Source organism: Lonepinella sp. BR2357 (assembly GCF_051851525.1).
Taxonomy (GTDB): domain Bacteria; phylum Pseudomonadota; class Gammaproteobacteria; order Enterobacterales; family Pasteurellaceae; genus Lonepinella.
In genome coordinates this window covers 97630-120519 of record NZ_JBPDVG010000009.1, presented here as the reverse complement: position 1 = coordinate 120519, position 22890 = coordinate 97630, and the positions used below count along the sequence as shown (strand labels likewise).

The window sequence follows — 22890 nt, the reverse complement described above, 5'->3', positions numbered from 1 at the left end:
GGTGTGGTGTGTAAGCGGTGCGAGCCGTTGAGCTAACACATACTAATTGCCCGAGAGGCTTAACTATACAACGCTCAAGTGTTTTGTTCAGGATATAGGTATCAGATGATAGGAATCAGATATCAAAGAGCTTAAGAGCGAAGAGACTAACTAACAGACAAATAAAGAAAAACTCAAAGGCAGCTTGTTTCAAATTTAAAGAATAAAAAGAAAGAAGAGAAAGTCATCAAAGGAATAATCCTGATGGTCATAATGCAGTAGCCCCACCTGATTCCATGCCGAACTCAGAAGTGAAATGCTGTAATGCCGATGGTAGTGTTGGGACTCCCAATGTGAGAGTAGGTCACCATCAGGTTTTTTATTATTAGAACAACAAACCCCAGTTACGAGAGTGACTGGGGTTTTGTTGTTTTTTTATATTTTCTCAACATCTTCAAAAATAGGGTGTACGAAATAGGTTATACGAAAAAAATGAGTAGGGGTGTATTGCATACGCCCTAGAACCTGATGTTCCCATAATTTGAGAAGAAAAGAGATCGAGCATGGGCGTATGCAATACGCCTCTATATTAGATTGAAAAATAGTCAATTTTAGCAAGGATTATAATCCTTTTAGTTGTTATTGACATAATAACTAAAACACCTCTGCATATAAAAATAATCCATTGGAGTTTCGTATGAAAAAAATTGCTTTACTTATCTCATCATCATTATTCATTTTATCCAATAGCGTTTTCGCCCAAACTAGCTTAAGTCAGTCAGAGCAATATTTGGCTGATTTTTTAGCAGGTAAAAATGTGGCGAATGAATTGACTATTCGAAAACCTGTTCAACCTAAAATGGTGATTCCTTTTGAGGGGGCATTTCCTGCTTTGGATGATGCTCGACATTATTTTGAATTATCTAAAATGCAAAAGAAAAAATTGGGTGCGAAAGATACCCTATATATACATGCAGAGGTGGCAAATACTGATGACTCAACTGTTGCTGGCGGAAAAGATTTCTTGAATTATATCAAAATGAATAATATCACTATTTCAAATATGAAATTTACACCTGATATTTGTAATGTTGATAAAAATCCAGATTTTAGTTCACTATATGGTTATTTGGGAACAACTCTCGCTGTTTTCAACGCTAAATTAAATAATGAAGAATTTTCAATTATACGAACTATAATGTATGGGGGGACTTCTGGACTTAATTATGCGACCTTTTATTTTACGAAAGAAAAATTAAATATTAAGAAATGTAACGATTTTAAAAAAGTGGTTAATTTTCTCGGAAATGAACTACAACAATAGGAACTAATTCATGAAAAAACTGATATTATTACTTCTACTATTAACTGGCTGTGTACCATTACAGGCAGAAAATTCAACCTTAAGCAGCAAGAAAATGCCTAATTATGTCGCCTATGAAACCTTTGCAAAGGAGAATAGTGCTGATTTTAGACATTATTTTGAGCAACAATATGCACCAGTACAAAGCAAAACAAAGGGCAATTTTGCTTGGACGGCACTTTCCTATGATGATTTACAAGGAAATAAAATGGCTGCACCAGTGCTGATTGTAGGGTTTAATAAAGCCTATAATTTTGTCACTCAAAAACAATTTTATAATTTGCTGCAGCTAAATAAAAATGAGGCTAAGGTTGATATATCAGGTAACTATTGTTACAGCGGTGAGAGTAAAGCCACGCCTTATAGATTCACGTTGAAAACAGGTGATATTTTACATGTGATGACTTATGTTTATTACGATGTAGAGGAGCCATCCACGAAAGAAACATGGTTTATTTTCTCTAAGCAACAACTGAATTGTGATTTTTTTAATATACAGGGTGTAAAAAATCATACGAAAAAAGAACTACAACGTTTTGAGAAAAATTAGTTGGTTTGAACAATGATAAAAAAGAGCGTCATGCTCTTTTTTTATGGGTTACATTCATTTATCAAGTCATAGCTCAACATTCAAAAACAGAATTATTTCACTTGCGTTTCAATCACCCCGCCACCCAAACAAATTTCTCCCTGATAAAACACCGCACTTTGCCCAGGGGTGACGGCAATTTGGGGTTCATCAAAAACGACACGGATATTATCATCATCTAGTGGGATAATTTCACAAGCAATATCTTCCTGACGATAACGTGTTTTTACGGTACAGCGTAGATTTTGGCGAATGGGTTGGCGATCGATCCAATGCAGTTGGCTTGCGGTTAAACCGGTTGAAAGTAAGGCTGAATTATCATGACCTTGTGCCACAATAAGCACATTATTGATTAAATCTTTTTCCACTACATAAAAAGGTTCTTCGCTTAATCCTTGTACGCCACCAATACCCAAGCCTTTGCGTTGTCCTAAGGTGTGATACATTAAACCGTCGTGATGACCCACTAACTTACCCTCTACGGTACGGATTTCACCCGGTTGAGCAGGCAAATAACGTGCTAAGAAATCTTTGAATTTGCGTTCACCGATAAAGCAAATGCCGGTGGAATCTTTTTTCTTGGCAGTGACTAAACCTAAATCTTCAGCAATGGCTCGAACAATAGGCTTTTCAATATTCCCCACAGGAAATAAACTTTGCCCAACTTGCTGATGACTTAAGGTGTAAAGAAAGTAGCTTTGATCTTTATTGCTATCTAAACCACGTAATAATCGAGCATGCTCATCATCACCCGAACGGCGAACATAATGCCCTGTGGCGATATAATCCGCACCTAAATCTTCTGCCGCATATTCTAAAAAGGCTTTAAATTTGATTTCTTTATTACAGAGAATATCAGGATTTGGCGTACGGCCTGCTTTATATTCGCTAAGAAAATGCTCAAAGACATTATCCCAATATTCCGCTGCAAAATTGATTTTATGTAAGTGAATGCCCAGTTTATCGCAAACTGCTTGTGCATCGGCGAGATCGGCTGCGGCGGTACAATAATCCGTATCATCATCTTCTTCCCAATTTTTCATAAACAACCCTTCAACCTGATAGCCTTGTTGTTGCAAAATAAAAGCGGATACAGAGGAATCAACACCACCCGACATCCCCACAATAACTTTTTTGGTTTGGTTGTGGGCGAGTTGATCGGGGGTGAATGTAGGGAAATGATCGTTATAGGTTTTTGATTGCATAGGGTATCTCTTTTTTTACCCTCACCCTAGCCCTCTCCCAAAGGGAGAGGGGACAGAATGAGGAATAATTTTATTTTAATCTTCACCCTAAAAATCGTTCCCTCTCCCCTTGGGAGAGGGCTAGGGTGAGGGTTCTACATTACTTCACTTCATAAAACGTCGGTTTCGCAAAGCGTTCTAATTCTTTTGGATCGGCTTCACCTTTGGCTACTTTATCTTTCAAATTATCACAAGGTTCATCACAGTCACAAACTTTTTTCATGCCTAAAGCTGAAATGCCCCCACAACTTCCTTGAATAGATTTACGTTTGACAATATATCCTAACGCCATGCCGAAAATAACCAGCATAAAAATGCCAAAGGTAACTAAAAAAACTTGCATAATATTTCCTTATTGATGTTGTTCCGCTAAAAGTGCGGTGAATTTTGATGACATTTTGGTTTCAAAACCTTTATCGGTTTTAATAATCATATAAATGGCAATGCCTTGTTGTTCTGCTATCTCCAGTGCTTTTTGTTCGCCTAGTACGAATAATCCCGTGGATAAGCCGTCTGCAGTCATGGCAGAAGGGTGTAATACCGTGATCGAGGCGAGATTATGTTGCACTGGGTAACCTGTTTTAGGATCGATTTCATGGCTATAACGAATGCCATTTTGTTCAAAATAATTACGGTAATCTCCAGATGTCGCCATGCCTAAATTTTTCAAACCGACAATTTTTTGGGCGGAACGAGAACCATCAGCATTCGGTTGTTCAATGGCAATTTGCCAGTCTTTGTTTTCCGCATTTTTGCCCTTGGCTCGGATTTCTCCCCCGATTTCGACCAGATAATTGGCAATATGAAGTTGGTCTAAATAATCTGCCACTTGATCCACGCCGTAGCCTTTGGCAATAGAAGATAAATCCACATAAAGTTCAGGAATACTTTTTTCTAGGCTAAATTTATCCGCACGTTGGCTTAGTTTTAATTTATCAATGCCGACTTTTGCGAGACGTTCATTTAATTGTTGCTGACTAGGTTGTTTATTCAAACGTTTATCAGGGCCAAATCCCCATAAATTGACTAAAGGCCCCACCGTGACATCTAATGCACCGTCTGTTAATTTGTTTAAACGGATAGATTCCGCCATTACTTTGCCTAATTCAGGGGAAATTTCAATGGATTGATTGACCTGTGTATTTTGATTAAAACGGCTTAATTCCGATGTCGGAATATAGGTGGACATTTGGTCATTCACCTTTTTCAATATCACTTCAATTTGCTCATGGGTTTGTTCTGCTTGTTGGCTTACCTTGCCATTATCAATATATTTGATATGGTAGGTGGTCCCCATGGTTTTGCCCGATAGGGTGATAATTTCGGGATCTTTGCCACAAGCAACGAGAAAAAGGCTTAAGATTAAAAGGAATAGGTATTTGATGGATATTTTCATTATATTAATAAAGGTATCAACTGTTTCAATGTGTTGTAGGGGCGGATCGATGTATCCGCCCGAAAATTACGCTCCGTTTTTAATGGGCGGATACGTAGATCCGCCCCTACGGTTAAAAGATAACGCATTAACCACCAAAGTCATCTAATAAGATGTTTTCGTGTTCAACGCCTAAGCCTTCTAGCATTTTGATTACCGCTGCATTCATCACCGGTGGTCCACACATATAGTATTCACAATCTTCTGGGGCTTCATGATTTTTCAGATAGTTTTCATAAAGCACGTTGTGAATAAAGCCGGTGTAACCTGTCCAGTTATCTTCTGGTAACGCATCAGATAAGGCAATATGCCATTCAAAGTTGTCGTTTTCACGTGCTAACATATCGAAATCTTCTTCATAGAAAATTTCACGTTTAGAACGTGCACCGTACCAGAAAGTCATTTTACGTTTACTGTGTAAGCGTTTTAATTGGTCGAAGATATGCGAACGCATTGGTGCCATACCCGCACCACCACCAATAAAGACCATTTCATTATCGGTTTCTTTGGCAAAGAATTCACCAAATGGCCCTGAAATCGTGACTTTATCACCTGGTTTTAATGACCAAATATAAGAGGACATCTGACCTGGTGGTACGTCTGGATTGCGTGGTGGCGGTGTGGCAATACGTACGTTAAGCATAATAATGCCTTTTTCTTCTGGATAAGATGCCATAGAGTACGCACGAATAATATGTTCATCGACTTTTGACACATAACGCCAGAGATTAAATTTATCCCAGTCTTCATGGTATTCTTTTGGAATATCGAAGTCTTTGTATGCCACAGTATGTGGTTCTGCTTCAATCTGAATATAGCCACCAGCACGGAATGGCACTTCTTCACCTTCAGGGATGGCCAATTTAAGTTCTTTGATGAACGTGGCTTTGTTATCGTTAGAAATAACGGTACATTCCCATTTTTTCACACCAAAGATTTCTTCTGGCAATTCAATATCCATAGAAGATTTGACGTTCACTTGGCAAGATAAACGATAGCCTTCTTTTGCTTCACGTTTGGTAATATGCGAAAGTTCGGTTGGCAGAATTTCACCACCGCCTGATTTCACTTTTACCACACATTGACCACAAGAGCCACCGCCACCACAAGCGGAGGAGACGAAAATCCCTTTGCTGGCTAAAGCACCTAATAATTTACCACCGGCTGGCAAGGTGATCGCTTTTTCAGGATCATCATTGATAGAAATGGTAATATCGCCCGAATCCACTAATTTAGATTTAGCGAATAAAATAACTACTGCAAGCACTAATACAAGGGCTGTAAAAATGCCGATACCGAAAATAAAATTACTATCCACGATACGCTCCTTATAATTGAATGCCTGAGAATGACATAAAGCCTAACGCCATTAAGCCTACGGTGATAAAGGTAATTCCTAAACCACGTAAACCTGCTGGCACATCAGCATATTTCATTTTTTCAGTTAAACCCGCTAATGCAACAATCGCTAACATCCAGCCAGTCCCTGCACCGATACCATAAACCACGGATTCAGGGAAGTTGTATTCACGTTGCACCATGAAAGATACGCCACCGAAGATCGCACAGTTTACCGTGATTAATGGTAAGAAGATCCCTAACGCACTATAAAGGGCTGGGAAGAATTTATCTAATACCATTTCAAGGATCTGTACCAGTGCCGCAATCACACCGATAAAGGTGATGAAGTTTAAGAAGGTTAAATCTACCCCTTCCACTAAAGCCCCATCTTTTAGGATGTGAGTAAACACTAATTGGTTAGCAGGCACCGCAATACCTAATACCACGATAACCGCAATCCCTAAACCAAAGGCGGTTGAAACTTTCTTTGACACCGCAAGGAATGTACACATACCAAGGAAGAAAGAAAGTGCCATATTCTCAACGAATACAGACTTTACAAATAGACTTAAATAATGTTCCATTTTATTTCTCCACTTGCTCAGGTTTCCAGGTTCTTAAACCCCAGATTAGGAAACCGATAATAAAGAATGCACTTGGTGCTAATAGGAATAACCCATTGGTTTGGTACCAACCGCCATCATTGATGGTTTGGAAGATAGTCACACCGAAAAGTTTACCTGAACCAATTAATTCACGTAAAAATGCCACGGTGACTAAAATGGCACCATAACCTAAACCGTTACCGATACCGTCCACAAAACTTTCTAATGGAGCAGATTTCATGGCAAAGGCTTCCGCACGTCCCATGACGATACAGTTGGTGATAATTAAGCCAACGAATACCGAAAGTTGTTTGGACAAATCATAGGCATAAGCACGTAAAATTTGGTCAACCAAGATTACCAAGGAGGCAATGATCGCCATTTGTACGATAATACGAATGCTGTTTGGGATATAATTACGGATAAGTGAAATAAATAAACTTGAAAAAGCCGTTACTAAACTTACCGCAATCGCCATCACGACCGCTGTTTGTAATTGGGTCGTTACCGCCAATGCAGAACAGATCCCGAGGATTTGTAATGCAATCGGGTTGCTATCCGCAATTGGGGATAACAACAGTTTTTTGTAATTAGAGCTAGCCATTAGTTTGCCCCCATTGCTGCTTTGAATTTGGTCAAATATGGACCGAAACCATTTGGACCGAACCAATATTTAATTGAACCATCTACACCGTTAGAGGTTAAGGTTGCACCAGATAAGGCATCTACACCGTGTTCTACATCAGCAGAACCACCTTTGTGTACACCTAAAGCAACGTCACCTTGCGGGTTGAAGATTTTCTTATTTTCAAATTTTTTCTGCCAAAGCGGATTCGCAATTTCACCACCCAGACCGGCCGTTTCACCTTGTTCATAGTAGGTGATACCTTTCACCGTATTGGCATCAGTGGCTACCGAAACAAAGCCATACATCACTGACCATAAGCCATTACCATACATTGGTAACACGACTTGTGTGGTATTGCCTGCATCATCTTTGACTAAATAAACTTCGGCATATTTTGCCCGCACTTTAATGTGTGCTTTATCGTCATCAGGGCTGATGGCAATACTGGTCGCAGGATCTTTAGCCGCCACTTTCGCGTCAAAGTTCTTCACGTCATCTACATAGTCACCAGTGGCTAAATCCACGATTTTAGGCTCAACGGATTTGGCAAAGACTTCTTGAACATTAATGTTGGGCTGCATTAAACCAGCAGCTTGTAAAATATTTTTTTGTTTATCAAGTTGTTTCTGAATATCTTGCGTAGGTTTTAACAGCACTGCCGCACCCGCTACTACAAGAGAACAGACTAAGCTCAATAACACCACGACGGTTAATGTGCCGCCGACGCTATCTTTATTAAATTTAGACATTGCGAGCTCTCCGACGTTTGATATTTGCTTGCACCACTAAGTAGTCGAACAATGGAGCAAATAAGTTAGCGAATAAAATAGCCAACATCATCCCTTCTGGGTAAGCTGGGTTGACGACACGAATTAATACTGCCATAAAGCCGATTAACGCACCGTACCACCATTTACCTTTTTCAGTAAATGACGCTGAAACAGGGTCAGTCGCCATAAAGATCATACCAATCGCAAAACCACCTAACACTAAGTGCCAGTGCCAAGGCATGGAGAACATGGCGTTGGTTGAAGAACCGATTAAGTTAAAGGCTGTCGCTGTAATCACCATACCTAAGAACGTACCGGCAATAATCCGCCAAGACGCAATGCGAGCGAATAAAATAATCAATCCACCGATAATTAAGGCAAGGGTAGAAACTTCACCCATGGAACCTGGGATATTGCCTAAAAACGCATCCATCCACGTAATTGGTTGACCAGTAGAGATGTGTTTTAATGCCGCTTCACCACCTTGTGCCCATTGGGATAACGCTGTTGCACCTGAGAAACCATCCGTTGCTGTCCACACCGCATCACCTGAAATTTGAGCAGGGTAAGCGAAGAACAAGAATGCACGACCAGCGAGAGCAGGGTTCATAAAGTTTTTACCGACACCGCCGAAGACTTCTTTCGCTACGACTAAACCGAAAGTAATCCCTAACGCTGCTTGCCATAGTGGTAAAGTTGGTGGCACCACTAAAGCGAACAGAATCGTAGTAACGAATAACCCTTCGTTAACTTCGTGGCCACGTACGACCGCAAAGCCCACTTCAATCGCTGAACCTAACAAGAAAACGGTTAAGTAAATTGGTAAGAAAAAGACCGCACCCAGTGCCATTTTGCTACCAATGCCGGCATCTGCAGAAACGTCTAAACCTAATAACTGAACAATGACATAATGCCAGTCATGAGCCGCTAAGGCATCAACCGTGGTGCCAAGGCTAGCAATGGCATGAATGGATTGATGACCCACATTGTACATACCATAGAATACCGCAGGGAACAAAGCTAACCAAACGGTGATCATCATACGTTTTGAGTCAATCGCATCACGTACGTGTGTCCCATTTTTTGTTACCGTACCTGGCGTGTAAAGCAAAGTAAACATTGCTTCAAACACAGGGTAAAGTTTGGCAAATTTACCACCAGGTAGGAATGCGGGTTCCATTTTTTCAAAAAGATGTTTTAACCCCATTTTTAACCTTCCTTCTCAATTTTTTCTAATGCTTGACGTAACAGGACACCGTAATCGGTTTTACCTGGGCAAACATAGGTACAAAGGGCTAAATCTTCTTCATCTAACTCTAAGCAACCTAGGGTTTGGGCAGAATCCGTATCACCGGCGGCTAAATCACGTAATAATAAGGTGGGTAAAATATCCAATGGCATCACACGTTCATAAGAACCAATTGGCACCATGGCACGATCGCCACCGTTAACTGCGGTGGTAAAATTGAATAATTTACGGCTAAAGTGACCTAACACAGTACGAGTAATGGAATATTTGCCTGCTTGTGGCGTAATCCAACCCATAAATTCTTTTTCGTTACCTTCGGCTAACACGGAGACTTGTAGGGCATAACGACCTAAGTAATCATGTGGGCCTTGTGCGGTGGCACCGTTTAACACGGAACCTGAAATCACACGGTTGTTACCGGCATTTAGCTCATTAGCGGTTAATTGCGATAAATTCGCTCCTAAACGGGTCCGCACTAAACGTGGATTTTTCACTTGTGGACCGGCTAAAGACACGATACGGTCGGTAAACAATTCACCGGTGGTAAATAATTTACCCATCGCAATCACATCTTGATAATTCAAATGCCACACATGTTTGGTGAAACTGACAGGATCAATAAAGTGAATGTGTGTTCCCACTAATCCTGCAGGATGAACGCCTTTCACTTCGTGAACGGTTGCGGTTCCTACGCTTGGCAAGGTAACACCAGCGGCTTTCACCAAATTAATTTTGTTGTGTAAACGACCTAGCACGGTTAAACCATGAGCGAAATCATCGGCATATTGCTCAATAATTACCGTTGGATCCGCTGCCAATGGATTAGTATCCATGGTGTTCACAAAGATAGACGATGGAACCGCATCAACCGCTGGAATTTTACTGAATGGACGGGTGCGAAATGCGGTCCATAAACCAGAAGATTGTAGATTTTGACGAACTTCTTGTTCGCTTAATTGATTTAACGCAGAAACTTCGTATTTAGCAAAAGTTTCTTGTTCGTTACCATCCAGAGCAATCACCACAGATTGCAATACACGCTTGGCACCACGATGAATCGTCGTGACAGTACCACTTGCAGGAGCAGTGAAAACCACGCCAGGGTTCTTTTTATCTTCAAAAAGTACCTGACCTTTTTTCACCACATCACCTTCACGTACCTTCATCGAAGGACGCATACCCACATACTCTTCGCCAAGCATAGCAACTTCAGTTACGGCATTACCGTCACGGATGACTTGTTCTGGTTTTCCTGCAATAGGAAGATCCAAGCCTTTTTTAATCGTAATCATTATTTGCACTACTTTTTCGTTAGGGTTGAAAATTAAGCCATTATTTTAGAAAAATTCCAAAATAATGACCGCACTTTGAGCGATAACATAGGGAGAATCAAGACAGTCCCCCAAGAAATCATAAAAATAAAAAACTCAAATTCGGTGTTGTTGTTCATAAAAAACAATAATAACAAGGTATTTTAACCAAAATTTGATTATTCTTCCAGTTTAACCGTATTTTTTTCCCTATTTTTGTTAAAAAAAAGTAAAGATATTTTTCAACTACCCCAAAAGCGTTATTGTCCGACTCCGACACATTTGGGCGAGGTTGGATAATTTCCTTGTAAGGCTTGCCACTCCGATAGCGTATAAGTGTGCAATGCTAAGGCATGAATGCCTTGGGCTAAATCTTGTGCAAAAAGTTGATACAGTAAACGGTGCCTTGCCACTTGGCGAAGTCCATTAAATTTATCGCTGACTAATACAATTTTAAAATGCGAATCGGCCCCTTTTCCTGAGCTGTGCATGTGGCTTTCATTTTCTACTTTCACAAAGTGCGGTTGAAATTCGGTCTGTAATCGTTGTTCAAGTTCTTGTTGTTTTGACATAATGGCTTTCCTATCATAAAATTTTACGCAAAGGCTATACATTATTGACGAAGTTTGCAAGAATATGTGCATATAAATTTCATCTTACTAAAAGGAGCAATTATGACATTGATTAAAAAATTCTCATGGGGGGCATTCGCCTTAGGGGCCCTTTTATTAGCCGGCTGTTCTTCCACGCCGAGCAATACCTTAACCTTTAATCCTCAGTCCCCAACGGCCACCACCGCATTTAATACGCAAAATCAAAAAGCCATTGTGAATGTGGTGAGTAAAGACGGACGGAGTCAAACCGAGGTGTCAAGTTACACCCTGAATAGTGCATTATTTAAACTTTATTCTTCGCCAGCAGTGGAAAAATTATTTCAACAAGTGGTACAACAAGACTTGAACGCAAAAGGTTTCCGTTTAGCCACAAATGGCGTGAATACCAATGTGCTTGTGACGGTGAAAGAATTTTATGCCAAAGTCGAAGAGGGCAATATTCGCCATAAAATCAGTTCCAGAGTGCAGTTAGAAGTGCATGTGCAAGGTATCAAAGGCAATTTCACCAAAAACTTCGGCGCAAGTCGCATTGATGAAGGCGCATTAGGTGTGAACAATAACGATATTCAAAAATCCTTAGATGCCACCTTAAAAGATGTTGTGTCTGCCTTATATAAAGATACGGAAATTGCGGGGGCAATTAGTCGTTACGTGGAATAATCACCGTCGGCATTTGCTATCTATCGTGCCATCCCTTATTCAAAAAGAAGTTCTGTCTTGTGCAGAACTTTTTTATTTGAATTACGAATAACCTTAAAAAACCTTGTTTTTTTTCACCGCACTTTGCTTTATTATAGCGAGACTTGATGAAAAATATGAAATAACCATGAGAATACCCAGAATCTATCACCCCGAACCTTTAGGAAATCAAACGCAATGCCAACTGAGCGAAGAGGCCGCCAATCATGTTGGGCGAGTATTGCGTATGCAAGTGGGCGAAAAATTAGCGCTGTTTGATGGCTCAAATTATTGTTATTCTGCCGAAATTACTGAAAGCAGTAAAAAAAATGTCAGCGTAACCATTTTAGATCGTCAACTGGATGACCGAGAAAGCCCGTTAAAAATCCATTTAGGACAGGTCATTTCTCGTGGCGAACGGATGGAATTTACGATTCAAAAATCCGTAGAATTGGGCGTGAATGTGATCACGCCACTTTGGTCAGAACGTTGTGGCGTGAAGTTGGATGCAGAGCGGATGGAGAAAAAAATTCAGCAGTGGCAGAAAATTGCTATTGCGGCTTGTGAACAATGTGGGCGAAATGTGGTGCCTGAAATTCGTCCGATGATGAAGTTGCAAGATTGGTGTGCGGAGCAAGATGGCACGTTAAAGCTCAATTTGCACCCAAGAGCCAATTATTCCATTAAAACTTTGCCGCAAATTCCTGCGGCTGGTGTGCGGTTGTTGATTGGCTCGGAGGGCGGTTTGTCGCCACAAGAAATTCAGCAGACAAAACAACAAGGCTTTACCGACATTTTGCTTGGCAAGCGAGTATTACGCACCGAAACCGCCGCTTTAACGGCAATTACCGCATTACAAGTGTGTTTTGGTGATTTATAACCGTTTTATATTCATCAATTTTCCCGTATAATGCGGTGCAAATTTTCATTATTTTTTGAGATAACTTATGACAACAACATTTAACGTAAAAACATTCCAAGGGATGATTTTAGCCCTGCAAGATTACTGGGCGAAACAAGGGGCAACCATTGTACAGCCTTTTGATATGGAAGTGGGGGCTGGAACAAGCCACCCAATGACCGCATTGCGTGCCTTAGGACCTGAGCCAATGGCATTTGCTTATGTACAACCATCACGCCGTCCAACAGACGGTCGTTACGGCGAAAATCCAAACCGTTTGCAACATTATTATCAATTCCAAGTAGTCATCAAGCCGTCCCCTGATAATATTCAAGAACTCTATTTAGACAGCCTAAAAATGCTCGGTTTTGACCCAACGCAAAACGACATTCGTTTCGTGGAAGATAACTGGGAAAACCCAACCTTAGGGGCGTGGGGCTTAGGCTGGGAAGTGTGGTTGAACGGAATGGAAGTGACCCAGTTCACCTATTTCCAACAAGTGGGCGGTTTAGAATGTCGTCCTGTCACAGGCGAAATCACCTACGGTTTAGAGCGTTTGGCGATGTATATTCAAGGTGTGGACAGCGTGTATGATTTGGTTTATTCAGACGGTCCACTGGGCAAAACCACTTACGGCGATGTGTTCCACCAAAACGAAGTGGAGCAATCTACTTATAACTTTGAATACGCTGACACTGACTTTTTATTCCAATGTTTTGACCATTACGAAAAAGAAGCCAAAGCCTTGTTAGAATTAGAAAAACCATTGCCATTGCCTGCTTACGAACGCATTTTAAAAGCCGCACATAGCTTTAATATGCTGGATGCACGCAAAGCGATTTCGGTGACAGAACGTCAGCGTTATATTTTGCGTATTCGCACGCTGACCAAAGGTGTGGCGGAGGCTTATTATGCCAGTCGTGAAGCCTTAGGGTTCCCGGGCTGTAAGAAGTAAGTGAGATTCGGGACGCAGTGCGTCTCGAATTGTGCCAGCACGGATTGCAAAATCTAAATAGAGAAACAAAATGCCGAATTTGCCACAAACCAACAATACACTATTTAGCCAAATTGCCGAGATTATTCACCAGGCAAGAAACCAAGTTCGCCAAACGGTCAACGTGGCGATGGTGCAGTCTTATTGGCAGATTGGGCGTTTGATTGTAGAAGATGAACAGCAGGGCGAAAGCCGTGCGGAGTACGGAAAATATGTACTAAAAGATCTTTCTGAACGCTTAACGGAGATGTTTGGCAAGGGATTTGATGAGCGAAATTTACGCAAAATGCGACAATTTTTTATGGCCTTTCCAATTCGGGACTCAGTGAGACCCGAATTAGGTTGGACTCACTATCGCCGCTTACTTCGAGTGGAAAATGAGCAGGCTCGTCTGTGGTATATGAATGAAGCTATTGAGCAAAGTTGGTCAGCTCGAGCCTTAGATCGCCAAATTTCTGTGTTGTATTACGAACGTTTATTAGCAAGCCAAAACAAAACGCCAGTGATGATCGAAGCGGAACAGAAAACCGCAGAGCTAAAAGAAACCATCGAAGATTATTTGCGTGATCCTTATATTTTGGATTTCTTAAATTTACAAGATGGTAGCTATCAAGAAGATGACGTTGAGCAAGCCATTATTAACAATTTGCAACTGTTTTTGTTGGAGCTTGGCAAAGGTTTTGCTTTTGTGGAACGCCAAAAACGAATTCGTTTTGATGATGAAGATTTTTACATTGATTTGGTGTTTTACAATTTCAAACTCAAATGCTTTTTGTTGATTGATTTAAAAATCGGTAAATTAAAACATCAAGACGTGGGGCAAATGGATACTTATGTTCGCTTATTTGATCAAGAAATTAAAGGAGCGGATGATAATCCAACTATCGGCTTAGTATTATGTAGCGAAAAAAGCGAAGCGGTGGCGAAATATTCAGTTTTGGCAGATCGCAAGCAGTTATTTAGTGCCAAGTATTTACCGTTTTTGCCAACGGAGAAAGAGTTGGAAGAACGGATTACTAAGGCGAGATTGTCCACGCAGTGCGTGGATAATTGAGATTTTGCAATCAGTGATTGCACAATTCAAAAAGGAGCAACAATAAAACCGATTTTATACTTTAGCTGACATTGCCCAGACACCGCACCATTTGTTGCTGAGTTAAAAGCACGCAATATTGATTATATTGAAGCCGATATCTCCGCGAATATGCCGAATTTAAAAGCGTTTTTGAAATTGCACGATAGTGAACCTGTTTTTGAAGCGAAAAAGGCGAATGGCTATGTTGGCATTCCAGTGTTGGTATGGGAAAATGGCGAGATAGTATTTAAATTATAAATATTGAAATAACTAGATAAGGTCTGTTATATGAATAATTTATACTGGTTTATGTATAAAAACTTAGAAAAAGAAGTAATTGAACTATCTAATTTTATACATTTTAGTGATGAAAATAAGAATACGTATTCACTAAAAATTTCTGAGCTGATTATTAGGATTTGCGTGGAATTTGAATCTTTATCTAAAGAGTTATATTTTAAAAATGGTGGTTCAAAGCCTGATGATGAAAGAGTATATTTTGATACAGACTGTATGGCTTACCTAAATTCTCAATGGGATTTAGGTAAGAAAGTGGTAAAAATAGTACATAACAATATTCATTTTAGTACAGATTTAATCACCCCCTTAAGAAAAGCTCATAAAAGAGGAACAAGTAGTGAAAAGTGGTTGATAGCATATCAAGCAATTAAGCATAATAAACGAGATAAGGAAAGCTTTAAAAAAGCAAACTTAGAAAGTTTAATTAATGCTTTAGCTGGACTTTTCGTATTAAATTTATATTATAGAAATGAGAGGTTTGATTTAAATAATGATTTTAGTGGTGATTCTTTTAATGGCTCTTGTGGTTCAGAAATCTTTAGGGTTGGTATCGTAAAAAATGATAAATCGATTTATAAAGTAGAATTTTTGAATGACATAGATGAGGTTTTTTATGAAGAAGAACTTTCGGATTTAAAGGAATCATATGAGAATAATAAATTCGAATTCAATATGAATTTGTGTAATCTTAAACGTAGATACCGATATAAAGCTATTTTAAATAAATGAGAACCTAAATAAATGACAACCAAAAACTTCCTACTAGAAATCGGCACTGAAGAGTTGCCACCGAAAGCGTTAAAAACCCTTGCTACGGCTTTTGCGGAGAATTTCACCGCCGAGCTGAATCAAGCAGGTTTAACATTCACTAATTTACAATGGTTCGCCGCCCCACGCCGTTTGGCGTTGAAAGTGGCGGATTTGGCGACCGAACAGCCAAGCAAGCAAATTGAAAAACGAGGGCCTGCGGTTGCAGCGGCGTTTGATGCCAATGGCAATCCGACCAAAGCAGCCGAAGGCTGGGCGAGAGGCTGTGGCATTACTGTGGATCAAGCGGAGCGTGTGGCGACTGACAAAGGCGAATGGTTAGTACATCGTGCCGTACAACAAGGTCAAGCCACCAAAAATCTTTTACCTGATTTGGTCGCAGTCGCACTGGCGAAATTGCCCATTCCAAAACCAATGCGTTGGGCAGATAAAACCGTGCAGTTTATTCGTCCGGTGCATACGGTAACCATGTTGCTCGGTTCAGAATTGATTGACGGTGAAATTTTAGGCGTAAAAAGCGGTCGCACCATTCGTGGACACCGCTTTTTAGGCGAGCGTGAATTTGACATTCAGCACGCTGATGAATATCCACAAATTTTAGCGGAGCGTGGTCAAGTGATTGCGGATTTCAATGAACGTAAAGCGATTATTCTGGCAAAATCTCAGGAAAAAGCCACCGCACTTGGTGGTGTGGCGGATATTGATGAAGATTTGTTAGATGAAGTGACTTCACTGGTGGAATATCCGAATGTATTAACCGCTAAATTTGAAGAGCGTTTCCTAGCTGTGCCAGCGGAAGCACTGGTTTACACGATGAAAGGCGACCAAAAATATTTCCCAATTTACGACAAAAACGGCAAATTATTACCACACTTTATTTTTGTTTCCAACATTAATCCAGCCGATCCAACGGCGATTATTGAAGGTAACGAAAAAGTGGTGCGTCCACGTTTGACGGATGCGGAATTTTTCTTCAAAACCGATTTAAAACAACGTTTGGAAGATCGTTTGCCACGTTTAGAAACCGTGTTATTCCAACAACAGCTTGGCACATTGCGTGATAAAACCGCTCGTATTGAACAGTTGGCAGGTGAAATCGCCGCTCAAATTGGGGCGGATGTGGCAAAAGCCAAACGTGCGGGCTTGCTGTCAAAATGCGATTTAATGACCAATATGGTGTTTGAATTTACCGACACGCAAGGCGTAATGGGAATGCACTATGCTCGTCACGATGGTGAAGATGAAGACGTGGCGGTGGCGTTAAATGAACAATATATGCCACGTTTTGCAGGCGATAATTTGCCAAATTCCTTAGTGGCTTGTTCGGTGGCGTTGGCGGATAAAATTGATACCTTAACAGGCATTTTCGGTATCGGGCAAGCCCCGAAAGGCAGTGCTGACCCATTTGCGTTACGCCGTGCGGCATTGGGAACATTACGAATTATTGTAGAGAAAAATTTGCCTCTTGATTTAGTAAGATTAGTCCGTTCAGCTGTTGATATTTATAAAGATCAAGATGATAAAAAAATAAAGAATTCTAAATTATTTTCGAAATTAAACCCATTACCAGATGACTGTACTCCATTTACAAGAGGGGAAGAAGGGCGAATTGTTACCAAACAGGAATTAATTGATGACGTTGTGGACTTTATGCTCGGTCGTTTCCGTGCGTGGTATCAAGATGAAGGTATTGCGGTGGACGAAATTCAAGCCGTTCTGGCTCGCCGTCCAACTCGTCCAGCGGATTTTGATGCCCGCGTTCGTGCCGTGTCGCATTTCCGCACATTGGATTCAGCGGAAGCCTTGGCAGCTGCCAATAAACGGGTGAGCAATATTCTGGCTAAAGCGGATATTGAAATTGGCAATATCGATCTTTCTGCCTGCGTTGAACCTGTGGAAAAAACCTTAGCAGACAATGTGGTAGCCTTGCAACAAGCAGTACAACCGTTAATTGCCAAAGGCGATTACAGTGCAGTGCTAGATGAATTAGCCAATCTTCGTCAGCCAGTAGATAATTTCTTTGATAACGTGATGGTGAATGCGGATGATCAAAAACTTCGCCAAAACCGTTTAGCTATTTTGAAAGCGTTACAAGATTTATTCTTGCAAGTGGCGGATATTTCCGTTTTGCAATAATGGTAAATAGATAACAAAAAGGCTTGCGATTGCAAGCCTTTGTTTTAGTTTCAATTATCTTTCCGCCATTAATGCCTCAATCTCATCAATCTCTTTTGGCACAGCAGAAGTAAAGATTTTATTCCCTGTTTCGGTAATTAAAATATTATCTTCAATGCGTACGCCAATACCTTTATATTGTTCAGGTACATCCGATTTTGACGAAATATATAAGCCTGGTTCAACCGTTAACACCATGCCAGGTTGTAACGTGCGGTCTCTGATTTTGGAATTTCTATCCACATTGTGTGTGCCGTTGCTATAACTGCCGACATCATGCACATCTAACCCTAACCAATGCCCTAAGCCGTGCATATAAAATTCTTTGTACGCCTGATTGGCAATGAGTTCGTCCACGTTGCCTTTTAAAATACCTAAACGGACTAAACCCTCGGTTTTAATTCGCACCACTTCATCATTGGCTTGTTGAATAGAATTGCCTGCGACTAAGATTTCAAGCGCCCGTTTTTGAGCTTTTAGCACGATCTCATAAATTTCCCGTTGTGCTGGGCTAAATTTGCCGTTGATTGGGAATGTTCTGGTAATATCGCCTGCATACATGGCAAACTCACAGCCTGCATCAATGAGCAATAAATCACCATCTTTAAGTGGGTGATCGTTTTCAACGTAGTGCAAAATACAGGCGTTTTCGCCACCACCGATAATACTATTATAAGATGCCCCTCTCGCCCCAAAGCGACTAAATTCATGCAATATTTCACCTTCAATTTCATATTCAAAACGATTGGCACGGGCTTCTTTCATGGCACGCATATGGGCGAGTGCAGTTATTTGTCCTGCTTGTTGCATAATGCGAATTTCATTTTCAGATTTGAATAAACGCATTTCATCTAATATCGGTTGTAATGGGGTAAATTCTGTCACGCTTAATTCAGACAATAAATTTTGCATAAACGCATCGTCAGCGGAGCGACCATCTAATCCTTGTAAAAAATAAACGGTTTTGGCACCAGACAATAAGCTAGGTAGTTGTTGTTTCAATTCACTGATATTAAACGCCCGATCGATTTGTAAGGCTTGCGTTGCTTTTTCAAGACCTAATCGTCTGCCGTCCCAAGTTTCTCGTTCAGGATCAGACGGACGGAGAAAAAGTGCGGTAGAAAATTGCTGATTTTTTTTACTTAACACTAACACCGCATCAGGCTCATTAAATCCTGTGAGATACCAAAAATAGCTATCTTGACGAAATGGATAAGTACAATGGCTATTACGAAATACTTCTTTTGATGAAAAAATCACCGCACTTGAATCATCTTCCATTTCTGCGAATAAGGTTGCACGGTGTTGAATAAATTCTTCTTTTGGAATGGCGTGCATATAGGCTAAATCCATCATTTTCCTCCTAGTGAATCGTGGGTTTGGTTTTCTCAAACGGGCGAAAATGCGTATAAAACAAGGCCGCAATCGTCCGAACATATTCAATAATTTCTTCTAAGGCTTCGGCTAATTCTTCCGGATCATCTTGTTCATCATAGCCTAATTGGCAGATGTCATGCAAATCATCAATGGCCTCACCAATTTCGCCTTTTTCTTTGTCTAATTGGGTTTGCACTAAACCTAAACCCAATAAAAAGTGATTCGCCCATTCGCATAAGGCATCGGCTTGTGCAAAAATATCAGCGTCTTCGTTCGGCAATAATAATTCAAAATTAAAGCCGTCAATATCGCTTAAAGTGCGGTTAATTTTGGCATAGATTTCGGTGACGTCATTTAATAAGGCGGTGGGATAGGCGTGATTATCGTTGGTAAATTGATAAAGCAAGGGTTGCCAACTTTGATCATCTAATCCACCACAAATCAGCCCACTGAGAAATCCGTGCAATTCGGCAGCAGACAGGGCGATACTGGCAGATTTAAGTTTTTGGTTCAGTTGAAAATAGTCGATCATATTTTTCCCCGTTAATGAATATCCGTTAATTCTAACAGATTATTCATGACATAAAATCTTTCTCTGTGGCATAATAACAAAAAATTCAAGGAATGGTGAGAATATGGCATTAAAAAAGATTGAATTAAATTTGTTAGGGCAGATTTTTTTATTAAATGTCCCTGAAGAACAGCATGATGACTTGCGTGAGGCAGCAAGATTGCTGGATGTACGTGTCAGCGAAATGAAAGAACGCATGCAAACCGTGCAAGTGGATCGTGCGGTAAATATTGTGGCGTTGAATTTAAGTTTTGAATTGTTGCAAGAAAAGCAAAAAAACAATTTGATGGAGAAAGTGTTGCAAGATCAGATTCAGCAATTATCTGCCTCTTTAGAAAATATTTTAACTCGCACAACAAATCAACAGCCTGCGTATGAAATTCAATAAATCTGCTTTGTTAGCTGAAATAAATGCTAGTCAAGCGGCGGAATTTGCGTTAGTATAATTCAAAGATTACCTGAGATGTTCGCCAAAGGGTTACGTCCCTGAGCCGATACTTACATACTTCGAGTTGGTTCTCTGTGTTATTGGTGTGCAGGCTTAATTTGTTCTTGTAACAAAGTTAAGAAGCCTAAAAATGACTAAAACTGACTCCCTTGAACCGTCGGGTTCAAGGACCGACCACCCGCAACGGCATCTCGGGGCCTTTCAAACCTCATATCAATATTGCTTATGCCATCACAAAATATCGCTCAACTTCGTCAAGATCTTCGTCAACACATGCGAAAAACACGAAAAAATCTAACCGCACTTGAACAAGCGCAAGCAGAGCAACGGATTACCGCACAAGCCGTGACTTTAATTGAACAACGCCAAGCCCAAAATATTGCGTTATATTTGTCTTTTGACGGTGAAATTTCCACGCAATTATTGATTGAAACCTTATGGGAGCAAGGCAAAAAAGTCTATCTGCCCGTGTTGCACCCTTTCTGTGCGGGGCATCTGCTTTTTTTACAACATCGCCCTGACACGCCGTTAATTACCAATAAATTCGGCATTTTTGAACCGCAGTTAAACGTACAAAATGTGTTGCCCGTGGCGCAACTGGATATGATTTTTACCCCTCTGGTCGCTTTTGACCAACAAGGTAATCGTTTAGGCATGGGCGGCGGCTTTTACGACCGCACGCTACAAGATTGGCAACAGAAATCGTTTATCCCCGTGGGCTTGGCACATCAATGTCAACAAGTTGAGCAACTTCCCGTAGAAAGTTGGGATATGCCGTTGTTTAGGATTTTGGTGGGTTAACCTAATCGCTGTCTCACAATCTCAAACAAACACACCCCCGTAGCGACGGAAACGTTAAGGGATGAAACCGATCCTGCCATGGGAATGCTCACTAACTGATCACAGCATTCACGAGTTAAGCGTCGCATGCCCTCACCCTCGGCGCCCATCACTAAGGCAATAGCGCCTGTTAATTTGGTTTGATATAGGGTTTCTGTGGCTTCGCCCGCCGTACCAATCACCCAGATATTGTGATCTTGCTGTAGTTCTCGCAAGGTACGCGCTAAATTTGTCACCCGAACTAAGGGAATCGTTTCCGCCGCACCACAAGCCACTTTACGAGCCACTGAAGTTAATTGAGCCGATTTATCTTTCGGTACAATCACTGCATCCACACCTGCGGCATCGGCGGTCCGTAAACAAGCGCCGAGATTATGTGGATCAGTCACGCCGTCTAACACGAGTAAAAACGGATTTTGTTTGTTTTGCAAAATCTGATCCAGATCGTTTTCATTTAATTCTTTGGCTGCTTGCACTCGGGCAATAATGCCTTGATGTACTTCACCGTTGGCTTTGTTATCCAAACTTTGACGATTGAGAAATTGCACCGTAATGCCTAATTTGTGTAAGTCATTGAGTAAAGGCTGTAAGCGTTTATCTTCACGGCCTTTAAGTACTAACACTTCAATAATACGTTCAGGTGTACGTTGTAAAAAGGCACTCACGGCATGAATGCCATAAATTTGTTCTGACATGGTTATCCTTTTAAATGGGTAAATTATTGCGCCTTAAGTTGCGCAATTTTTTCTTTATTAAAGAAATAATGGGTGCCGCAACATTCACATTGCATATCAATGCTGCCATTATGTTCTGCTAGGATTTCATCTATCTCCGCCTCTGAAATTAACATTAAAGCAGAGCCTGAACGTTCGGCGGAACAACCGCAATGAAAGGCGATAGGTTGAGCAGGGTACACTTCAACACTTTCTTCGTGATATAAACGGTACAGCATTTCTTCCGCCGATAAGCCGAAAATTTCTTCGGGTTTGACGGTGGTGGTGAGCGTGGCTAAATGCTCAAAATCTTCCGGTGAACCCTGACCATCTGGCATAATTTGTAACAACATGCCAGCCGCAACGGGGTTACCCTCAAATTCACCGGTGTGAATAATTAATTGCGTTTGTAGCTGTTCGGAACGCATGAAATAATCTTCTAGGCACTCGGTAATGGTCGGTTTGTCTAAGGCGACCACACCTTGATAGCGTTCGCCCTCGTTTGGCGCAATGGTGATCACTAACACGCCTTTGCCAATCATTTGTTGCAAGCTCATTTTGTCGCTAATTTCGCCTTGCAAGCGAGCTAACGCACGGATTTGTTGGCTATCGGAACCATTGACTAAGGCTAATTTTAACGGACCGTCGCCTTGAATTTGCACGGTAATATTGCCGTTAAATTTTAGTGTAGCGGTGAGTAAGGTGGTGGCGACCAGCATTTCGCCAAGTAAGTTTTGTACGGCTTTGGGGTAATGATGGGTATTTAAGGTATCGATAAAACTTTGGTTAATCCGCACCCATTCGCCACGTACAGCACGGTTTTGGAAGAGGTAACGATACAGTTTGTCATTATCTTTGTGAGGGTCTTTTAAGTAATCGGTCATGTTCTTTTGTGGTTCCTTGTAAAAACTGCGGTGTATTTT

At 40.8% G+C, this 22890-nt stretch carries 24 protein-coding genes, 1 rRNA gene, 1 other RNA gene and 1 pseudogene; 13 read left to right on the top strand and 14 right to left on the bottom strand.

All coding sequences use genetic code 11. The annotated features are described in order from the left end of the window. The first annotated feature begins 239 nt into the window (after positions 1-239). From rrf to ACTG7L_RS07735, 3 genes are all read left to right on the top strand, one after another. Positions 240-355, top strand: a 5S ribosomal RNA gene (rrf, locus tag ACTG7L_RS07745). Positions 356-676: 321 nt separating this feature from the next. After that, positions 677-1303, top strand: a complete 627-nt coding sequence (locus ACTG7L_RS07740; protein WP_439328076.1) for a hypothetical protein — start codon at positions 677-679, stop codon at positions 1301-1303. 10 nt (positions 1304-1313) lie between these two features. Further along, positions 1314-1892: a hypothetical protein gene (locus tag ACTG7L_RS07735; RefSeq protein WP_439328075.1), complete on the top strand. Its 579-nt coding sequence runs from the start codon at positions 1314-1316 to the stop codon at positions 1890-1892. A 92-nt stretch (positions 1893-1984) separates the two neighbouring features. Here the strand turns inward: ACTG7L_RS07735 and mnmA are convergent, their stop codons facing one another. The 10 genes from mnmA to ACTG7L_RS07685 form a co-directional block, all read right to left on the bottom strand. After that, on the bottom strand, positions 1985-3136 hold the full coding sequence (gene mnmA, locus ACTG7L_RS07730) for a tRNA 2-thiouridine(34) synthase MnmA (RefSeq protein WP_439328074.1): 1152 nt from the start codon (positions 3134-3136) through the stop codon (positions 1985-1987). Positions 3137-3275: 139 nt separating this feature from the next. After that, complete coding sequence (gene nqrM / locus ACTG7L_RS07725; protein WP_439328073.1) at positions 3276-3518, bottom strand: (Na+)-NQR maturation NqrM; 243 nt, start codon at positions 3516-3518, stop codon at positions 3276-3278. A 9-nt stretch (positions 3519-3527) separates the two neighbouring features. Beyond that, positions 3528-4571: an FAD:protein FMN transferase gene (locus ACTG7L_RS07720; protein ID WP_439328072.1), complete on the bottom strand. Its 1044-nt coding sequence runs from the start codon at positions 4569-4571 to the stop codon at positions 3528-3530. Between the two features lie 127 nt (positions 4572-4698). Continuing rightward, positions 4699-5928, bottom strand: coding sequence for an NADH:ubiquinone reductase (Na(+)-transporting) subunit F (nqrF, locus tag ACTG7L_RS07715; RefSeq protein WP_439243716.1), 1230 nt, complete (start codon positions 5926-5928; stop codon positions 4699-4701). 10 nt (positions 5929-5938) lie between these two features. After that, positions 5939-6535, bottom strand: coding sequence for an NADH:ubiquinone reductase (Na(+)-transporting) subunit E (gene nqrE, locus ACTG7L_RS07710; protein WP_439243713.1), 597 nt, complete (start codon positions 6533-6535; stop codon positions 5939-5941). Position 6536: 1 nt separating this feature from the next. After that, positions 6537-7160, bottom strand: a complete 624-nt coding sequence (locus ACTG7L_RS07705) for an NADH:ubiquinone reductase (Na(+)-transporting) subunit D (protein WP_439243711.1) — start codon at positions 7158-7160, stop codon at positions 6537-6539. Then, positions 7160-7933 (bottom strand): Na(+)-translocating NADH-quinone reductase subunit C, encoded by a 774-nt coding sequence (locus ACTG7L_RS07700; protein WP_439328071.1) that lies wholly within the window; start codon positions 7931-7933, stop codon positions 7160-7162. Before ACTG7L_RS07700 ends, ACTG7L_RS07705 begins: the two co-directional genes overlap by 1 nt. Continuing rightward, a complete protein-coding gene (locus ACTG7L_RS07695; RefSeq protein WP_439328070.1) occupies positions 7926-9161 on the bottom strand; it encodes an NADH:ubiquinone reductase (Na(+)-transporting) subunit B in 1236 nt (411 codons plus the stop codon). Before ACTG7L_RS07695 ends, ACTG7L_RS07700 begins: the two co-directional genes overlap by 8 nt. Positions 9162-9163: 2 nt before the next feature. Next, positions 9164-10495 (bottom strand): Na(+)-translocating NADH-quinone reductase subunit A, encoded by a 1332-nt coding sequence (locus tag ACTG7L_RS07690; RefSeq protein ID WP_439328069.1) that lies wholly within the window; start codon positions 10493-10495, stop codon positions 9164-9166. Positions 10496-10773: 278 nt separating this feature from the next. Next, entirely contained in the window at positions 10774-11085 is a 312-nt protein-coding gene (locus tag ACTG7L_RS07685) for a BolA family protein (RefSeq protein WP_439328068.1), read from the bottom strand. A 102-nt stretch (positions 11086-11187) separates the two neighbouring features. Here ACTG7L_RS07685 and ACTG7L_RS07680 point away from each other — a divergent pair, with 102 nt between their 5' ends. The 7 genes and pseudogenes from ACTG7L_RS07680 (at position 11188) to glyS (ending at position 17979) form a co-directional block, all read left to right on the top strand. Further along, positions 11188-11787: a YajG family lipoprotein gene (locus ACTG7L_RS07680; protein ID WP_439328067.1), complete on the top strand. Its 600-nt coding sequence runs from the start codon at positions 11188-11190 to the stop codon at positions 11785-11787. Positions 11788-11953: 166 nt separating this feature from the next. After that, the gene (gene rsmE / locus ACTG7L_RS07675) at positions 11954-12685 is read left to right on the top strand and encodes a 16S rRNA (uracil(1498)-N(3))-methyltransferase (RefSeq protein WP_439328066.1); all 732 of its coding nucleotides are present in this window, start codon (positions 11954-11956) and stop codon (positions 12683-12685) included. 67 nt (positions 12686-12752) lie between these two features. After that, positions 12753-13661, top strand: coding sequence for a glycine--tRNA ligase subunit alpha (gene glyQ / locus ACTG7L_RS07670; protein WP_386689237.1), 909 nt, complete (start codon positions 12753-12755; stop codon positions 13659-13661). A 70-nt stretch (positions 13662-13731) separates the two neighbouring features. Then, a complete protein-coding gene (locus ACTG7L_RS07665) occupies positions 13732-14754 on the top strand; it encodes a PDDEXK nuclease domain-containing protein (RefSeq protein ID WP_439328065.1) in 1023 nt (340 codons plus the stop codon). Between the two features lie 42 nt (positions 14755-14796). After that, a pseudogene (locus tag ACTG7L_RS07660) lies at positions 14797-15033 on the top strand (hypothetical protein). Between the two features lie 30 nt (positions 15034-15063). After that, positions 15064-15804 carry a hypothetical protein gene (locus ACTG7L_RS07655; protein WP_439328064.1) on the top strand — a complete coding sequence of 247 codons (741 nt, stop codon included), beginning with the start codon at positions 15064-15066 and terminating at the stop codon, positions 15802-15804. 12 nt (positions 15805-15816) lie between these two features. Then, positions 15817-17979 (top strand): glycine--tRNA ligase subunit beta, encoded by a 2163-nt coding sequence (gene glyS, locus ACTG7L_RS07650; protein ID WP_439328063.1) that lies wholly within the window; start codon positions 15817-15819, stop codon positions 17977-17979. 54 nt (positions 17980-18033) lie between these two features. Here the strand turns inward: glyS and pepP are convergent, their stop codons facing one another. Then, positions 18034-19371, bottom strand: coding sequence for a Xaa-Pro aminopeptidase (pepP, locus tag ACTG7L_RS07645; RefSeq protein WP_439328082.1), 1338 nt, complete (start codon positions 19369-19371; stop codon positions 18034-18036). Positions 19372-19381: 10 nt separating this feature from the next. Then, on the bottom strand, positions 19382-19927 hold the full coding sequence (locus tag ACTG7L_RS07640) for a YecA family protein (protein WP_439328062.1): 546 nt from the start codon (positions 19925-19927) through the stop codon (positions 19382-19384). A gap of 103 nt (positions 19928-20030) precedes the next feature. Here ACTG7L_RS07640 and ACTG7L_RS07635 point away from each other — a divergent pair, with 103 nt between their 5' ends. The 3 genes from ACTG7L_RS07635 (at position 20031) to ACTG7L_RS07625 (ending at position 21215) form a co-directional block, all read left to right on the top strand. Then, entirely contained in the window at positions 20031-20354 is a 324-nt protein-coding gene (locus tag ACTG7L_RS07635; protein ID WP_439243687.1) for a cell division protein ZapA, read from the top strand. A gap of 64 nt (positions 20355-20418) precedes the next feature. Then, a non-coding RNA gene (ssrS, locus tag ACTG7L_RS07630) (6S RNA) lies at positions 20419-20616 on the top strand. Between the two features lie 23 nt (positions 20617-20639). Continuing rightward, a complete protein-coding gene (locus ACTG7L_RS07625) occupies positions 20640-21215 on the top strand; it encodes a 5-formyltetrahydrofolate cyclo-ligase (protein ID WP_439328061.1) in 576 nt (191 codons plus the stop codon). Here ACTG7L_RS07625 and rlmB read toward each other — a convergent pair. Together rlmB and hslO are read right to left on the bottom strand one after the other, a co-directional pair. After that, the gene (rlmB, locus tag ACTG7L_RS07620; protein WP_439328060.1) at positions 21212-21949 is read right to left on the bottom strand and encodes a 23S rRNA (guanosine(2251)-2'-O)-methyltransferase RlmB; all 738 of its coding nucleotides are present in this window, start codon (positions 21947-21949) and stop codon (positions 21212-21214) included. The genes ACTG7L_RS07625 and rlmB overlap by 4 nt on opposite strands. A 23-nt stretch (positions 21950-21972) precedes the next feature. Next, on the bottom strand, positions 21973-22851 hold the full coding sequence (gene hslO / locus ACTG7L_RS07615; RefSeq protein WP_439328059.1) for an Hsp33 family molecular chaperone HslO: 879 nt from the start codon (positions 22849-22851) through the stop codon (positions 21973-21975). Positions 22852-22890: the final 39 nt, after the last annotated feature.

Excerpts from the sequence above, each read along its gene's own strand:
- ACTG7L_RS07635 (WP_439243687.1), top strand. The coding sequence starts at position 20,031 with ATGGCATTAAAAAAGATTGAATTAAATTTGTTAGGGCAGATTTTTTTA.
- glyS (WP_439328063.1), top strand. The coding sequence starts at position 15,817 with ATGACAACCAAAAACTTCCTACTAGAAATCGGCACTGAAGAGTTGCCA.
- ACTG7L_RS07695 (WP_439328070.1), bottom strand. The coding sequence starts at position 9,161 with ATGGGGTTAAAACATCTTTTTGAAAAAATGGAACCCGCATTCCTACCT.
- ACTG7L_RS07700 (WP_439328071.1), bottom strand. The coding sequence starts at position 7,933 with ATGTCTAAATTTAATAAAGATAGCGTCGGCGGCACATTAACCGTCGTG.
- rsmE (WP_439328066.1), top strand. The coding sequence starts at position 11,954 with ATGAGAATACCCAGAATCTATCACCCCGAACCTTTAGGAAATCAAACG.
- ACTG7L_RS07720 (WP_439328072.1), bottom strand. The coding sequence starts at position 4,571 with ATGAAAATATCCATCAAATACCTATTCCTTTTAATCTTAAGCCTTTTT.
- pepP (WP_439328082.1), bottom strand. The coding sequence starts at position 19,371 with ATGGATTTAGCCTATATGCACGCCATTCCAAAAGAAGAATTTATTCAA.
- glyQ (WP_386689237.1), top strand. The coding sequence starts at position 12,753 with ATGACAACAACATTTAACGTAAAAACATTCCAAGGGATGATTTTAGCC.
- rlmB (WP_439328060.1), bottom strand. The coding sequence starts at position 21,949 with ATGTCAGAACAAATTTATGGCATTCATGCCGTGAGTGCCTTTTTACAA.
- nqrE (WP_439243713.1), bottom strand. The coding sequence starts at position 6,535 with ATGGAACATTATTTAAGTCTATTTGTAAAGTCTGTATTCGTTGAGAAT.
- ACTG7L_RS07655 (WP_439328064.1), top strand. The coding sequence starts at position 15,064 with ATGAATAATTTATACTGGTTTATGTATAAAAACTTAGAAAAAGAAGTA.
- ACTG7L_RS07665 (WP_439328065.1), top strand. The coding sequence starts at position 13,732 with ATGCCGAATTTGCCACAAACCAACAATACACTATTTAGCCAAATTGCC.
- nqrM (WP_439328073.1), bottom strand. The coding sequence starts at position 3,518 with ATGCAAGTTTTTTTAGTTACCTTTGGCATTTTTATGCTGGTTATTTTC.
- hslO (WP_439328059.1), bottom strand. The coding sequence starts at position 22,851 with ATGACCGATTACTTAAAAGACCCTCACAAAGATAATGACAAACTGTAT.
- ACTG7L_RS07735 (WP_439328075.1), top strand. The coding sequence starts at position 1,314 with ATGAAAAAACTGATATTATTACTTCTACTATTAACTGGCTGTGTACCA.
- ACTG7L_RS07680 (WP_439328067.1), top strand. The coding sequence starts at position 11,188 with ATGACATTGATTAAAAAATTCTCATGGGGGGCATTCGCCTTAGGGGCC.
- mnmA (WP_439328074.1), bottom strand. The coding sequence starts at position 3,136 with ATGCAATCAAAAACCTATAACGATCATTTCCCTACATTCACCCCCGAT.
- ACTG7L_RS07705 (WP_439243711.1), bottom strand. The coding sequence starts at position 7,160 with ATGGCTAGCTCTAATTACAAAAAACTGTTGTTATCCCCAATTGCGGAT.
- ACTG7L_RS07690 (WP_439328069.1), bottom strand. The coding sequence starts at position 10,495 with ATGATTACGATTAAAAAAGGCTTGGATCTTCCTATTGCAGGAAAACCA.
- ACTG7L_RS07640 (WP_439328062.1), bottom strand. The coding sequence starts at position 19,927 with ATGATCGACTATTTTCAACTGAACCAAAAACTTAAATCTGCCAGTATC.
- ACTG7L_RS07625 (WP_439328061.1), top strand. The coding sequence starts at position 20,640 with ATGCCATCACAAAATATCGCTCAACTTCGTCAAGATCTTCGTCAACAC.
- ACTG7L_RS07685 (WP_439328068.1), bottom strand. The coding sequence starts at position 11,085 with ATGTCAAAACAACAAGAACTTGAACAACGATTACAGACCGAATTTCAA.
- ACTG7L_RS07740 (WP_439328076.1), top strand. The coding sequence starts at position 677 with ATGAAAAAAATTGCTTTACTTATCTCATCATCATTATTCATTTTATCC.